The organism is Pantoea graminicola (assembly GCF_048452665.1).
GTDB lineage: Bacteria > Pseudomonadota > Gammaproteobacteria > Enterobacterales > Enterobacteriaceae > Pantoea.
The window spans coordinates 470052-485290 of record NZ_JBLWSJ010000003.1 but is presented as its reverse complement, the minus strand read 5'-3'; the positions used below and the strand labels follow the sequence as shown (position 1 = coordinate 485290).

Annotated in this window: 12 protein-coding genes; 8 read left to right on the top strand and 4 right to left on the bottom strand. The window is 57.5% G+C overall.

What is annotated here, in order from left to right; translation table 11 throughout:
- Positions 1 to 94 precede the first annotated feature (94 nt).
- Entirely contained in the window at positions 95 to 538 is a 444-nt protein-coding gene (locus tag ACNY69_RS09910; protein WP_111140492.1) for a DUF2569 domain-containing protein, read from the bottom strand.
- A gap of 110 nt (positions 539 to 648) precedes the next feature.
- Entirely contained in the window at positions 649 to 864 is a 216-nt protein-coding gene (ydgT, locus tag ACNY69_RS09905; RefSeq protein ID WP_111140496.1) for a transcription modulator YdgT, read from the bottom strand.
- Between the two features lie 686 nt (positions 865 to 1550).
- On the opposite strand from ydgT, the gene ytfQ reads away from it, so the two are divergent.
- The 4 genes from ytfQ (at position 1551) to yjfF (ending at position 6095) form a co-directional block, all read left to right on the top strand.
- Positions 1551 to 2507, top strand: a complete 957-nt coding sequence (gene ytfQ, locus ACNY69_RS09900) for a galactofuranose ABC transporter, galactofuranose-binding protein YtfQ (protein ID WP_111140491.1) — start codon at positions 1551 to 1553, stop codon at positions 2505 to 2507.
- A 75-nt stretch (positions 2508 to 2582) separates the two neighbouring features.
- A complete protein-coding gene (locus ACNY69_RS09895) occupies positions 2583 to 4103 on the top strand; it encodes a sugar ABC transporter ATP-binding protein (protein ID WP_111140490.1) in 1521 nt (506 codons plus the stop codon).
- Complete coding sequence (gene ytfT, locus ACNY69_RS09890) at positions 4096 to 5112, top strand: galactofuranose ABC transporter, ATP-binding protein YtfT (protein WP_111140489.1); 1017 nt, start codon at positions 4096 to 4098, stop codon at positions 5110 to 5112. The genes ACNY69_RS09895 and ytfT overlap by 8 nt, the downstream gene beginning before the upstream one ends.
- Positions 5109 to 6095 carry a galactofuranose ABC transporter, permease protein YjfF gene (yjfF, locus tag ACNY69_RS09885; RefSeq protein WP_418798163.1) on the top strand — a complete coding sequence of 329 codons (987 nt, stop codon included), beginning with the start codon at positions 5109 to 5111 and terminating at the stop codon, positions 6093 to 6095. Before ytfT ends, yjfF begins: the two co-directional genes overlap by 4 nt.
- Before the next feature lie 661 nt (positions 6096 to 6756).
- Here yjfF and araA read toward each other — a convergent pair.
- Both araA and ACNY69_RS09875 read right to left on the bottom strand, forming a co-directional pair.
- The gene (gene araA / locus ACNY69_RS09880; RefSeq protein ID WP_111140487.1) at positions 6757 to 8256 is read right to left on the bottom strand and encodes an L-arabinose isomerase; all 1500 of its coding nucleotides are present in this window, start codon (positions 8254 to 8256) and stop codon (positions 6757 to 6759) included.
- Between the two features lie 141 nt (positions 8257 to 8397).
- A complete protein-coding gene (locus ACNY69_RS09875) occupies positions 8398 to 10101 on the bottom strand; it encodes a ribulokinase (RefSeq protein ID WP_111140486.1) in 1704 nt (567 codons plus the stop codon).
- A 365-nt stretch (positions 10102 to 10466) separates the two neighbouring features.
- Here ACNY69_RS09875 and ACNY69_RS09870 point away from each other — a divergent pair, with 365 nt between their 5' ends.
- The 4 genes from ACNY69_RS09870 (at position 10467) to araC (ending at position 15060) form a co-directional block, all read left to right on the top strand.
- Entirely contained in the window at positions 10467 to 11450 is a 984-nt protein-coding gene (locus ACNY69_RS09870) for an arabinose ABC transporter substrate-binding protein (RefSeq protein WP_111140485.1), read from the top strand.
- A gap of 99 nt (positions 11451 to 11549) precedes the next feature.
- Complete coding sequence (araG, locus tag ACNY69_RS09865) at positions 11550 to 13070, top strand: L-arabinose ABC transporter ATP-binding protein AraG (protein WP_293769940.1); 1521 nt, start codon at positions 11550 to 11552, stop codon at positions 13068 to 13070.
- Positions 13071 to 13082: 12 nt separating this feature from the next.
- On the top strand, positions 13083 to 14066 hold the full coding sequence (gene araH / locus ACNY69_RS09860; RefSeq protein WP_111140483.1) for an L-arabinose ABC transporter permease AraH: 984 nt from the start codon (positions 13083 to 13085) through the stop codon (positions 14064 to 14066).
- Positions 14067 to 14142: 76 nt separating this feature from the next.
- Positions 14143 to 15060 carry an arabinose operon transcriptional regulator AraC gene (gene araC / locus ACNY69_RS09855; RefSeq protein WP_111140482.1) on the top strand — a complete coding sequence of 306 codons (918 nt, stop codon included), beginning with the start codon at positions 14143 to 14145 and terminating at the stop codon, positions 15058 to 15060.
- Positions 15061 to 15239: the final 179 nt, after the last annotated feature.

The following is a 15239-nucleotide window of genomic DNA, read 5'->3' as shown; positions in this document are numbered from 1 at the left end:
ATTATCGTGGATAGCGCGGCGTATCTCAACACCCGCGCCCTCCACAGAGCGGCAGACCGCACTCAGAATTAAATTCCTGACATAACTCACGGCGTTAGGGCGCAATAAAAGTCGCTTTTACCCGTACAGAACGCCTGAAATAGGGCGCAAACACCGCCGCGGCGAGCAGTGACAGCAGCAATGTCTGGAGGGCGCGGCCATCGGCCACCGGCGTAAAGGCAAAGGTTTTCAGCGCCAGCAGGACGGTAATCAGCAGCCAGAGCAGATAGTGGCGCGGCAGACGACGCGAGCGTTTGAAGAACAGCCAGCTGATCCAGAGGCTGTACGCCCAGACGGCGACGGCGGTGAGCAGAGAAATGGCCCAGTAAGAGAGCAGCGTGCTGCCGTGGGAAAAGAGCGCCACACGCCATTCCGGGTTAAACAGGGGGGTCAGATACATCGCCAGCACCAGAACGGTGGTTAACAGGGTCATTATCAGCCAGGCCAGCGGCAGCAGAAGCAAGCCACCAATACGCGGCGCAGCAACCTGTTCAGTCATCGTAGTTATTCCTGTCTCGGAGAGTCGAAGCGCAGCAGAATAACATGTTCAGAGAGGCGCGCCCATCCGGACAGGAACAGAGGGTAAAACAGCGAAAAATCAGCCAGTAATCACACCACGTAGCGCCACACCGTTTTTGGGACACAGCCCAGATCGTACAACCGTCCGCCTGAGGCAAGTTCAGCGCGTCGATGATCCGCAGCCCGGTACATATTAATGATGTCCATATCATTCGTCAGGGAGTAGTTCAGGTGATCAAAAAGTTTTTCCAGACTGTCTGAATTATTTACTTTGCGAAATTTAAGCAGGTAATCGTGCGCAGTCATCATTGCCATAACAGATAGAAGTAACAAAGGAGCGCTCAGTATAGGGGGCAGGCTTAAGCTGTCCAGATCGCAGGCGTGAAAAAAGGTGAAAATCAGATAAAAGCACTTTATTCGTCAGCAAACGGCGCTATCCGGCGGTTTTATCTGGCTGGAGGGCGTTGAGCCGTTGTCTGAACCTGAGGCTGTAAAAAATGATCGGGAAGCATATCAGATAAACGAAGCGATAAAATGTGATGTAAAATACTCTTTTTGATTATTTCACACTCTTCCGTAAATCAGCGACCGCTTTTTTACTTTTTAAGGCCGGAACAAAGGGTCTGACAATCGCTGTCGTCAGAGAAACGTTTCGCGCCAGAGGCGGGTCTGATGGGGAGTGTGCGGCCAGTCACAAAACCCATTTTTTGTTAACGACCCGCGGCGTAACTCATTTTGTACGCCTCTCTGTAATCGTTTCCAGAGGGTGGAAGCATAAGCGCCTCTGTTTATTACAATTATTTAACGGCCATGCTGGCGATATTCAGCCGTTTTATCCATAGCTATCTCCTCAGCGAAGCCGCCCATCTGCACGTAACTCCTTTAAATTGCTCTGTTTTGTGAAGTATGTCGCCATTATGCACCCTTTTTTAGTCCAGTCTAAGCAGGCTCTCTACCCTAAACAGCAATCGCCTTTCAGAGGATAAAAAACTATGTGGAAACGTTTACTTCTGACCACGCTGGTCAGCGCTGCGTTAACCGGCCCGGTGCTCGCTGCAGATATGACGGTGGGCTTCTCGCAGGTGGGTTCTGAATCTGGCTGGCGCTCGGCGGAAACCAACGTCGCGAAAAGCGAAGCCAAAAAACGGGGCATTACCCTGAAAATCGCCGATGGTCAGCAGAAACAGGAGAACCAGATCAAGGCTGTCCGCTCCTTTATCGCCCAGGGCGTGGATGCCATTTTTATCGCTCCGGTGGTGCAGACCGGCTGGGAACCAGTTCTGGAAGAAGCTAAAGATGCCAAAATCCCGGTCTACCTGCTGGACCGCGCGATTGTAGTGAAAGACAAATCGCTCTACCAGGCGGTGGTCACGGCGGACAACGTCCTGGAAGGCAAGCTGATCGGCGACTGGCTGGTCAAAACGGTGGGCGACAAGCAGTGTAACGTGGTGGAACTGCAGGGCACCGTGGGTGCCAGCGTAGCCATCGATCGTAAGAAGGGCTTTGCGGAAGCCATCAGCAACCACCCGAATATCAAAGTGATCCGTTCGCAGTCGGGTGACTTTACCCGCAGTAAGGGTAAAGAGGTGATGGAGAGCTTTATCAAGGCCGAGAACAACGGCAAAAACATCTGCATGGTTTACGCGCACAACGATGATATGGCGATCGGTGCCATTCAGGCGATTAAAGAAGCGGGCCTTAAACCAGGCAAGGATATTCTGACCGGCTCAATTGATGGGGTGCCGGATATCTATAAAGCGATGCTGGCCGGTGAGGCTAACGCCAACGTGGAGCTGACGCCGAATATGGCAGGTCCGGCATTTGATGCGCTGGAGAAGTTTAAGAAGGATGGCACGCTGCCGCCTAAAGTGATCAAGACCGAATCGAAGCTGTTCCTGCCTGCTGACGCGCAGAAGGAGCTGGAAACCAAAAAAGGCATGGGTTACTGATTCACCCGCAGCCTCAGACCAGCCGCAGACCGCCCTATGGGGCGGTTTTTCCTGACGTAAGGCGGAGTGAGCAGAATGACCACGCAAAGTGAAACACCGCTGTTATCCATCCACGGCATCAGCAAAGGTTTTCCCGGCGTTAAGGCCCTGAATAATGTCTCCTTTGATATTCGCAAAGGGGAGATTATGGCGCTGCTGGGTGAAAACGGTGCCGGCAAATCCACCCTGATTAAAGTGCTGACCGGCGTTTACAGCCGCGATGCCGGCACCATTACCCTGAACGGTAAGCCAATCACACCGCATAATACGGCGCAGGCGCAGGAGATGGGCATCGGCACCGTCTATCAGGAAGTGAATATGCTGCCGAACATGTCGGTGGCGGATAACCTTTACATTGGCCGTGAGCCGCGTCGCTTTGGCCTGATTGACCGGCGCAGAATGGTGCGGGATGCCGATGCCCTGATGCGGAATTATGGCTTTTCCCTCGATGTGACCCGTCCGCTGGGCCACTACTCGGTGGCAATGCAGCAGATTATTGCCATCTGCCGTGCGGTGGATCTGTCGGCGCAGGTGTTGATTCTTGATGAGCCGACCGCCAGCCTCGATGCCAGCGAAGTAGAGATGCTGTTTACCCTGATGGCGCAGTTAAAAGCCCGCGGGATGAGCCTGATTTTTGTGACCCACTTTCTTGACCAGGTGTACAGGATTACCGATCGGATTACCGTGCTTCGTAACGGGCAGTATATCGCCACCCACGACACCGCCACGCTGCCGCAGATCGAGCTGATTAAGCTGATGCTGGGGCGTGAACTGCTGGAGACGGCGCTGCAGCGGCAGGGCAGCACCCTGCGCAGCAATCAGCCGGTGGTGTCGTTTGAAGATTATGGCCGGAAAGGTACCATCGAGCCGTTTAATCTGGCGGTGCGTCCCGGCGAAGTTGTGGGTCTGGCGGGACTGCTGGGGTCGGGCCGTACCGAAACCGCTGAGGTGCTGTTTGGTATTCGTCGGGCCGATCGCGGAACCGCGAAGATCAAGGGCAAAGTGCAGCGCATCACCAACCCGGCGAAAGCCTCGCAGCTGGGAATGGGCTTTTGTCCGGAAGATCGCAAGACTGACGGGATTATTGGCGCGGCGTCGGTTCGGGAAAATATCATTCTCGCACTGCAGGCGCAGCGTGGCTGGTTACGGCCGATTAAGCGGCGCGAGCAGCAGGCGATTGCCGACCGTTTTATCAAGAGTCTGGGCATTCGTACACCGCACGCTGAGCAGCCGGTGGAGCTGTTATCGGGCGGCAATCAGCAGAAGGTGTTGCTGTCGCGCTGGCTGGTCACAAAACCGCAGTTTCTGATCCTCGACGAACCTACGCGCGGCATTGATGTGGGCGCGCACGCCGAGATTATTCGTCTGATTGAATCCCTGTGCGCCGATGGTCTGGCGCTGCTGGTGATCTCCTCTGAACTCGAAGAGCTGGTGGGTTATGCCGATCGGGTGTTGATCATGCGCGATCTGAAGCAGGTGGCAGAGATTCCACTGGAGCAGCTTTCGGTGGCGTCGATCGTCAATGCTATCGCGGACGGAGGGGTACAACATGCTTGAGTCGCCTATGTCATCTGAAAAAACGCCACGTCGTAAGCTGAAGTTCCCATCCGGGATGCCACAGATTGCTGCGCTGCTGCTGGTGCTGTTGATAGACAGTCTGGTCGCCAGTAACTTTTTTGCCGTGCATCTGCAGGATGGGCGTCTGTTCGGAAGCCCGATCGATATTCTTAACCGTGCGGCACCGGTGGCGCTGCTGGCGATTGGGATGACGCTGGTGATCGCCACGGGCGGTATCGATCTCTCCGTAGGTGCGGTGATGGCCATCGCAGGTGCCACCGCTGCCACGCTGACCGTGGCGGGTCACGGCGTGCCTTTTATTATCCTCGCCACGCTGGGCACCGGCCTGCTCTGTGGGTTGTGGAATGGGGTGCTGGTGGCGCTGCTGCGGATCCAGCCGTTTGTGGCCACGCTGATTCTGATGGTGGCCGGGCGGGGTATCGCGCAGCTGATCACGCAGGGACAGATTGTGACCTTCGACAGCGACAGTCTCGGCTGGTTTGGTAATGGCTCGCTGTGGATGTTGCCGGTGCCGGTCTGGATTACGCTGGTGGTGGCGCTGGCGGTCTGGCTGCTGACGCGCAAGACTGCGCTGGGGCTGTTTATCGAAGCGGTGGGGATTAACCTGCGTGCGGCCCGCAATGCGGGTGTGACCGGCTGGCTGGTGGTGATGTCTACCTATGCGATCAGCGGCGTCTGTGCTGCCGTTGCTGGTCTGATCGTTGCGGCGGATATTCGCGGTGCGGACGCCAATAACGCCGGTCTGTGGCTGGAGCTGGATGCGATTCTGGCCGTGGTGATTGGCGGTGCGTCGCTGATGGGCGGTCGTTTTAATCTGGTGCTGTCGCTGATTGGAGCACTGATTATCCAGTCGATGAATACCGGGATTTTGCTCTCCGGCTTCCCGCCGGAGCTGAATCAGGTGGTGAAAGCGGTGGTGGTGATGTGCGTGCTGTTACTGCAGTCACCGCGGTTTATTGCGATGCTGAAACGGAGACGTCCGACATGATTAAACGTCATCTTCCGCTGATGATTACGCTACTGGTGTTTGTGGCGGGTTATCTGTTCTGTCTGAGCCAGTTCCCGGGCTTCGCCTCTACGCGGGTGATCTGCAATATTCTGACTGACAATGCTTTCCTCGGCATTATCGCTGTTGGCATGACCTTTGTGATTTTGTCCGGCGGGATCGATTTGTCGGTTGGTGCAGTGATCGCGTTTACCGGCGTGTTCCTGGCGCGGGCGATTGGCGATTTCCATCTCGATCCGCTGCTGGCGTTTGCGCTGATTCTGTCGATGGGGGCGCTGTTCGGGGCCATGATGGGCTGGCTGATTGATGCACTGAAGATCCCGGCCTTTATTATTACGCTGGCGGGGATGTTTTTCCTGCGCGGCTGCAGCTATCTGGTGTCGGAGAACTCGATTCCCATCGATCATCCGTTCTATACAATGCTTTCCGGGCTGGCGTGGAAAGTGCCGGGCGGTGGTCGCCTCAGCCTGCTGGCGGTGATTATGCTGATGGTGGTCGTGGGCGGGATTATTCTGGCGCACCGTACCCGTTTTGGTAACCGGGTTTACGCCATCGGCGGCAATCTGACCTCGGCGCAGCTGATGGGGGTGTCGACCCGCGCCACCACCATTAAGATCTATATGCTCTCTACCACGCTGGCGACGCTGGCCGGAATTGTCTTTTCGATCTATACCTCGGCAGGTTATGCGCTGGCCGGGCTGGGTGTGGAGCTGGATGCGATTGCCTCGGTGGTGATCGGCGGTACGCTGCTGTCGGGCGGGGTCGGGACGGTGCTGGGGACGCTGTTTGGTGTGCTGATTCAGGGGCTGATTCAGACCTGGATTAATTTCGACGGCACGCTGAGCTCCTGGTGGACCAAGATCGCTATCGGGATTCTGCTGTTTGCGTTTATCGCCCTGCAGCGGTTACTGACGGTGATTTGGGATCGTCAGCAGAACGCGCCGGTTAAGCGACTCACTTCCTGATTATTCAATGTCAGGATAAGAGGCGGCTCTCAGGAGCCGCCTTTTTTTGCGCCAGATATAGCCCATTCCTTGTTTCGGCGCGCTGTTCATTCCGGGAGGAGCTTAGGGTGGCAAAGAAAATCATGGCTGATGGCTGATGGCTGATGGCTGAGGTGCCAGGTCAGGAAAGGCGAGCCTGAACGCAAAGGATCCCCGCATCTATGTGGATCGGCCACGCCATCCCTGGCGCGGACGCTTTGCTCTTCAGGCACGCGTTTCCTTCCCGTTCAGGCTCTGGTGCTGCTTTAAGGCTTAAAAGGCGTTACTGAGTCTGTACGTGGCGTGTCAGAAAACGATGCATCGCGGATGGCTGGGGCGCCAGGTCAGGAAAGGCGAGCCTGAACGCAAAGAATCCCCGCATCTATGCGGATCGGCCACGCCATCCCTGGCGCGGACGCTTTGCTCTTCAGGCACGCGTTTCCTTCCCGTTCGGGCTTTAGTGCTGCTTTAAGGGCTGAGATGGCGTTACTGAACGTGAGGGGGTGAGCCTGAGGAGGGGATCAACGGCGACATTACGGCACGCCGCCGTTCCGCACCGCATAACACGGAGATTTAATATAGGGCGCCTTTAAGCCCCTGCATTTCGCTTATCGCAGAGACGAAAGGCGCCAGAAAGCCCTGATTAACGTTTCAGACGGTAGTAGGCCTCATTCCAGCGCAGCGCATCTTTAAAGGCTGGCAACCGGGTGTGCTCATCAATTACCAGCACTTCGATGTCGTTCATCTCACCATACAGATACATATCCTCCAGCGTCAGCGCCTGGCTGAACACCGTATGGTGCGCGCCACCGCCCAGAATCCACGCTTCGGAGGCGGTCGCCAGTGACGGCTGGGCTTTCCACAGCGCACGCGCAACCGGCAGCTTCGGCAGCGGTTTCGGCTGTTCGATCGCATCGACCACGTTTACCAGCAGACGGAAACGATCGCCCATGTCGATCACGCTGGCGTTGATTGCCCGGCCAGCCGGGGTCGAGAAAATCATGCGCGCCGGATCGGCTTTATTGCCGATGCCGAGGAACTGAACATCAATTAAGGGCTTCTCTTCGATGGCAATCGACGGGCAGACTTCCAGCATGTGCGAACCGAGCACCAGATCGTTGCCAGGTGAGAAGTGATAGGTGTAATCCTCCATGAAGGAGGTACCGCCTTTACGATCGCCAGCCATAACTTTGAAAATGCGCAGCAGGGCAGCGGTTTTCCAGTCACCTTCGCCGGCAAACCCGTACCCCTTCGCCATCAGGCGCTGAACCGCCAGTCCAGGCAGCTGCGTCATGCCGTGCAGCGTCTGGAAGTTGGTGGTAAAGGCGTGGCAGCCTTCCGCTTCCAGAAAACGAGTCAGACCGAGTTCAATACGCGCCGCATCCAGCACGTTCTGACGCTTTTCACCGCCCGACGCAGCGACATCGGTAAAGCGATAGAGGCTCTCATATTCGTCGATCAGCGCATTGACGTCGCCATCGCTGACGCCGTTGATGACCTCAACCAGATCGCCGACGCCCCAGCCATTCACCGCATAACCAAACTGGATCTGTGCGGCTACTTTATCGCCTTCGGTGACGGCCACTTCACGCATGTTATCGCCAAAACGGGCCACTTTCAGCTGCTGGCTCTCCTGTTTCGCCAGAGCTGCACGCATCCAGTTCCCCAGACGCTGCTGACTGGCGCTGTCCTGCCAGTGACCTGTGATCACGCTGTGTTGCAGGCCCATACGCGCGCCAATGAAGCCGAACTCACGGCCGCCGTGCGCCGTCTGGTTCAGGTTCATAAAGTCCATGTCCATGCTGTCCCACGGGATCTCCGAATTGAACTGGGTATGGAACTGCAACAGCGGCTTATTGAGTACGCTCAGGCCACCGATCCACATTTTGGCCGGCGAGAAGGTGTGCAGCCAGGTAATAATACCGACGCACTGCTGGTCGAAACTGGCGTCGCGGCACAGGGCCAGCGCTTCATCCGGTGATTTCACCAGCGGTTTCAGCTCCAGGCGCAGTGGTAAGCCGGTCTGATTAAGACCTTCAACGACCTGACGGGCATTTTGTTCAACCTGGCGTAAGGTTTCCGCGCCGTAGAGGTGCTGTGTGCCGATGACGAACCACACGCTGTAGCTGTTTAACTGTTCCATAAATTACTCCTTTACTTTGCGCCTACCCCGGTAGGCTGTTTAATTTGTCTGTCTGAACCCGGGCAGTGCGCACACAGGCTGCTTCAGCAACCTGAACGCCTGCCTGTTACGCGCTGTCCGGGAGCAGATTGCCTGCAACAATTACGCCTGCCGGGATAGGCTCGTAGCGGAAGCGGGGCGGGCGGCGTATTGCGGTTCAGCCGTCACGCACCATTGTTGATAGCGTTGATAAAGTTGTTGATAGCGGGCGACGCGCGCCGGGTCGGGCTGCAGGGTGACGGCGATCGGGCTGGCCATAACCTGCTGCGCGTCCGGGACGCTGGCATATACACCTGCGGCAACGGCGGCAAAGATCGCCGCACCCAGCGCACAGCATTCGTCTGAGGCGACGATATCCAGCGGCCGGTTCATCACGTCGCAACAGGCCTGCATGATGGCAGGCGATTTGCGGGCGATGCCGCCCAGCGTCAGGATGCTCTCCACCGGGATCTGCTGCTGTTCAAAGCACTCCATGATGGCGCGCGCACCAAAGGCGGTGGCTGCGACCAGTCCGCCAAACAGCGCCGGTGCATCGGTGCCCAGATTGAGATCCGTGATGACCCCTTTCAGTCGCTGGTTGGCATTCGGCGTGCGGCGACCGTTGAACCAGTCGAGCACCACCGGCAGATGATCGAGCTGCGGATTTGCTGCCCAGGCCTCGGTCAGATCTTTGATCAGGCTCTTCTGCATCTCCGCCAGCTGCGGCTTAAGCGCGGGATGCTGCTGCGCCGCCAACTGCAGCGGCCAGCCCAGTAAACGGCTGAACCAGGCGTAGATATCGCCAAACGCAGACTGACCCGCCTCCAGCCCGATAGCACCGGGCATGACGCTGCCATCGACCTGGCCACAGATGCCTTTGATATCGCGATCGCCAACCTGCTCTGCGTCAGCAATCAGGATGTCGCAGGTTGAGGTGCCGATGACTTTCACCAGCGTATAGGGCTTCGCGCCGCCACCCACGGCTCCCATATGGCAGTCAAACGCGCCACCGGAGATCGTGACGGTCTGCGTCAGGCCCAGCCGCTGAGCCCATTCCGCGCTGAGCGTGCCGACCGGCAGATCGGCCGTCCAGGTGTCAGTAAAGAGCGGGGCGTCGAGCTGCTGCGTTAACAGCGGATCGAGCGCATTGAGGAAGTCGGCATCGGGCAGACCGTTCCAGTCGCCGTGCCACAGTGCTTTATGTCCGGCTGCACAGCGGCCGCGGCGCAGTTTATCCGGTGCGGTCGTGCCGCTCAGCAGGGCGGGCACCCAGTCGCACAGCTCGACCCAGGAGACCGCCGCCTCACGCACGGCGGCATCTTCACGCGAGACGTGCAGAATCTTGGCCCAGAACCATTCGGAGGAGTAGATACCGCCAATGTAGCGGCTGTAATCCTGGAAGCGGCCACTGTGACAGAGCTGATTGATCTCTTCGGCTTCTTCTATGGCGGTGTGATCTTTCCACAGGACGAACATCGCATTAGGGTTGTCGGCGAACTCCGGACGGAGCGCCAGCACATGCCCCTCGCGGTCAATCGGCGCAGGGGTAGAGCCGGTACTGTCCACGCCAATACCGACCACGGCGCGGCGCTGCTCGTCACTCAGCGCATTCAGCACGCCGAGCAGTGCCTGCTCCATAGCATCAATATAATCCTGCGGATGGTGACGAAAACGGTTGGTGTGTGGATCGCTGTATAAGCCCTGTTGCCAGCGCGGATAGTTGGACACCGCGCTTTGCAGCTCTTTGCCGCTGTGACAATCCACGGCCAGCGCACGCACCGAATCACTACCAAAATCCAGCCCAAGGGTGATGGCTCCAGCACGCATTGGAATCTCCTGTGATGAGTTAACTCCTGTATCCTGGGTTCGGCGCGCCGGAACAGTTAGTCCTGGCTGGCTGACAATATGCACTTTTCTGTCATCGGCAGTGATTTTGTGATCCATTGCAAAAGTTAAGGTCCGGTTAAATTTGCTGAATATATGGATCATTTTGTCGTGATTTTAAGATGTGATACCGCTCTACATTTTTCTTCGCTAATCCCGCTAAAACTAGCCCAGCGTCTGCACAGGCTGACTGCACATAGCAGCCTAACGCACTGATTTATGGCTGTACCCACAAAACAAAACTAACTGGTAGCGTTTACACCAATTCGTTATTAGCAGCGAAAAATAACCTGGTACCGGAGAGCATCATGCATAAATTCACTAAAGCATTCGCGGCCATCGGCCTGGCAGCGGTTATGTCACAATCCGCTATCGCCGAGACCATGAAGCTGGGTTTTTTAGTCAAGCAACCAGAAGAACCCTGGTTCCAGACGGAATGGAAATTCGCCGATAAGGCGGGCAAAGATCTTGGCTTTGACGTCATCAAAATTGCCGTGCCGGATGGGGAAAAGACCCTGAATGCCATCGACAGCCTTGCGGCCAACGGTGCAAAAGGTTTTGTGATCTGTACGCCCGATCCGAAACTCGGCTCGGCCATTATGGCGAAAGCGCGCGGCTACGGCCTGAAGGTCATCGCGGTTGACGATCAGTTCGTGACGGCCAAAGGCAAACCGATGGACACCGTGCCGCTGGTGATGATGGCGGCGACCAAAATTGGTGAGCGTCAGGGTCAGGAACTCTATAAAGAGATGCAGAAGCGCGGCTGGGATGTGAAAACCACCGGCGTGATGGCGATTACGGCCAACGAGCTCGATACCGCCCGTCGTCGTACCGGCGGCTCTATGGACGCGCTGAAGGCAGCCGGTTTCCCGGCCGGACAGATCTATCAGGTGCCGACCAAATCCAACGATATCCCTGGCGCGTTTGACGCCGGCAACTCCCTGCTGGTTCAGCATCCTGAAATCAAACACTGGCTGATTGTCGGCATGAACGACAACACCGTGCTGGGTGGCGTGCGCGCCACAGAAGGTCAGGGCTTTAAGGCGGCTGACGTCATCGGCATCGGCATCAACGGCGTGGATGCGGTCAGCGAACTGTCGAAAGACAAAGCGACCGGCTTCTACGGTTCGCTGCTGCCCAGCCCGGATATTCACGGCTATAAAAGCAGCCAGATGCTCTACAACTGGGTCAGCAAGGGTGAAGAACCGGCGAAATTCACCGAAGTTACCGATGTGGTGCTAATCACCCGTGACAACTTCAAAACTGAACTGGCGAAAAAAGGACTGATGTAACCCTGAGCCTGTCAGGCGCATTGTCGCCTGGCATCCTGCGTAGCCGATTTCGCGTCGCCAGCCCCAACCGGCTGGCGGCGCGGAAGAGTGAGGATCCACATGAACACTGATTCAGCATTTCTGTCGTTTCATGGCATCAGTAAAACCTTTCCTGGCGTGAAAGCGCTGCAGGATATCTCTTTCGACTGCCGCGGCGGTGAGGTCCATGCGCTGATGGGCGAAAACGGTGCGGGCAAATCGACGCTGTTAAAAATACTCAGCGGCAGTTATCAGCCGAGCGGCGGTGAGATTCGTATTAAAGGGCAGCCCATGAGCTTTCAGCGCACCACAGATGCGCTGGACGCGGGCGTGGCCATTATCTACCAGGAGCTGCATCTGGTGCCGGAGATGAGCGTGGCGGAGAATATCTACCTCGGTCAGATCCCCCATAAACACGGGCTGGTGAACCGTAAGCTGATGCGTTATGAGGCGGGACTGCAACTGAAAAACCTCGGTATGGATATCGACCCCGATATGCCGCTGAAATATCTGTCGCTGGGACAGTGGCAGATGGTGGAGATTGCCAAGGCGCTGGCGCGTAACGCGCGCATCATCGCTTTCGATGAGCCGACCAGCTCCCTGTCGGCGCGTGAGATCGACAACCTGTTTCGCGTCATCCGCCAGCTCCGTGAGGAGGGCCGGGTGGTGCTCTACGTTTCACATCGTATGGAAGAGATCTTTGCCCTCAGCGATGCCATCACCGTCTTCAAGGATGGCCGCTATGTGCGCACCTTCACCGATATGGCGAACACCCATCACGACGATCTGGTGCAGGCGATGGTCGGCCGTAATCTCGGTGATATTTATGGCTACACGCCGCGGGCGAAAGGCGCGGTGCGGCTGGAGCTGGATAAGGTCGAAGCGAAGGGCGTCCGTACGCCGATTTCGCTGAAGGTCCATGCCGGTGAAATCGTCGGGCTGTTTGGTCTGGTGGGTGCCGGACGCAGTGAACTGCTGAAAGGGCTGTTTGGCGGCACCCGTCTGCGTGGCGGTCAGGTGATCCTGGATGGCAAGCCGCTGCCGCTGCGCGAGCCGATCGATGCCATTCGTGCGGGCATTATGCTCTGCCCGGAAGATCGCAAAGCCGAGGGGATCATTCCGGTGCATTCGGTGCGCGATAACATCAATATCAGCGCCCGGCGTCACAACCTGACCGCAGGCTGCCTGATCAAAAACGGCTGGGAAAACAAAAACGCCGACAGCCACATCCGTTCGCTGAACATCAAGACGCCCAGCGCCGATCAGCTGATCATGAACCTCTCCGGCGGTAATCAGCAGAAAGCGATTCTGGGACGCTGGCTGTCGGAGGAGATGAAGGTGATCCTGCTGGATGAGCCGACGCGCGGCATCGATGTCGGTGCCAAACATGAGATCTACAACCTGATTTATCAGCTGGCGAACCGGGGCATCGCGGTGCTGTTCGCCTCCAGCGATTTACCGGAGGTGATGGGCCTGGCCGATCGCATTGTGGTGATGCGCGAAGGCGCCATCGCCGGTGAACTGCTGCACGACGACGCCACGGAGCAGCAGACGCTGAGCCTGGCGATGCCTAAAACCACTCAAGCGGCCGCCGTGGCCTGACAGGAGAGCATCATGGCTTCATCCACGACCTCAAATACGCCGCAGCCTGCATCACGCGGCGGTCTGCAGTTAGGTCGCATCTGGGACAACTTCGGCATGCTGGTCGTTTTTGCGCTGCTGTTTATTGTCTGTGCGATCTTTGTGCCGAACTTCGGCTCCTTTATCAATATGAAAGGCCTGGGGCTGGCGATGTCGATGTCCGGCATGGTCGCCTGCGGCATGCTCTTCTGCCTGGCGTCCGGGGATTTTGACCTGTCGGTTGCCTCGGTCATCGCCTGCGCGGGCGTGGTCACCGCCGTGGTGATCAACATGACCGAAAGCCTGTGGATCGGCGTCGCGGCCGGTCTGGTGCTGGGGATGATCACGGGCTTTATCAACGGCTTCGTGATTGCCCGGCTGAAGATCAACGCCCTGATCACCACGCTGGCGACCATGCAGATCGTACGCGGTCTGGCTTATATCTTCTCCGACGGTAAAGCGGTCGGCATCGAAGATGAGCGCTTTTTTGCGCTGGGCTTCGCTAACTGGCTGGGCGTACCGGCGCCGATCTGGCTGACCCTGGCGACGATGCTGATCTTCGGTTTCCTGCTCAACAAAACCACCTTTGGCCGCAATACGCTGGCGATCGGCGGCAATGAAGAGGCGGCGCGGCTGGCGGGCGTGCCGGTGGTGCGTACCCGCATCATCATCTTCATTCTCTCCGGTCTGGTGTCGGCGGCGGCGGGCATCATCCTGGCGTCACGCATGACCAGCGGCCAGCCGATGACCTCCATCGGCTATGAGCTGGTGGTGATCTCAGCCTGCGTGCTGGGCGGCGTGTCGCTGAAGGGGGGGATCGGCAAAATCTCCTATGTTGTGGCCGGGGTACTGATCCTGGGAACAGTTGAGAATGCGATGAATTTATTGAATATCTCGCCATTCTCACAGTATGTGGTGCGCGGTCTGATACTGTTAGCTGCGGTGATATTTGACCGTTACAAACAGAAAAAAGCCTGATTGCGCGAGTCGTTGGCCCGCAGAAACAGCCGCCTCTGCGGGCTATCCGGACAATAACAGACTGAGTGAGGACGCTATGTATCACCGTGAATTACCGGCCGAACAGCAAAACCCCTTGTTGCCGGGCTATTCATTTAATGCCTGGCTGGTGGCGGGGCTGACCCCGATTACCGCCGATGGTCCGCTCGATTTCTTTATCGATCGCCCGCACGGCATGAAAGGTTACATTCTGAATCTCACCATTAAAGGTAAGGGGCGGGTATTCGACGGTGAGCGGGCATTCGACTGTGAACCGGGTGAACTGCTGCTGTTCCAGCCAAAAACCGCCCATTACTATGGCCGCGCGCCGGACAGCCCGCAGTGGTTTCACCGCTGGGTCTATTTCCGTCCGCGTGCCTACTGGCAGGACTGGCTGCGCTGGCAGGATGAGCAGGAGGGCGTCGGACGCCTGCTGCTGCCGGAGTCGCTGCGCGGCGAATTTGATCGCCTGTTTGCCAGTATCGAACAGACCCATAACTCGGGCCGCCGCTTCGCGGAAGAGCTGGCGATGAACCTGCTGGAACGGCTGCTGCTGCGCGCCGTTGAGGAAGATCCGCGCAGTCATCAGCTGATCCGCGATCCCCGCGTTATCGAAGCCTGTCAGTATGTCACCAATCATCTCGCCAGCGAGGTCAGAATCGAGGAGGTGGCGCGCCACGTCTGTCTGTCACCGTCACGGCTGGCGCACCTCTTCCGCGAGCAGATGGGGGTTAACCTGCTGCGCTGGCGGGAAGATCAGCGGGTGATCCGTGCCAAACTGCTGCTGCAGACCACCCAGGAACCGATTGCTTCGGTCGGACGTGAAGTGGGCTACGACGACCAGCTCTACTTTTCACGGGTGTTCCGTAAGCGGGTCGGCGTCAGCCCCAGTGACTTCCGCCGCCGTAATCAGGATGCCCATGACAGCCTCGCGGCGCAGACCGCCTGGCCTTTAGCGCGGAGTGCTATCTCTTAGTTTTTTCGGGAAATTCCTCCTTGTCCGCACCGGGTTGATCGTCTTAAATCAATAGCGACTAAATACCTGATCCCTCTGGTAGGTCCCGACGCCAGTCCGAAACCGCGCAGTACGCTTCCTCGTCACGGACATCTGTCGGTGCAGGGCGTGCACTGCCTGTGCCCGGACTGGCTGTCATC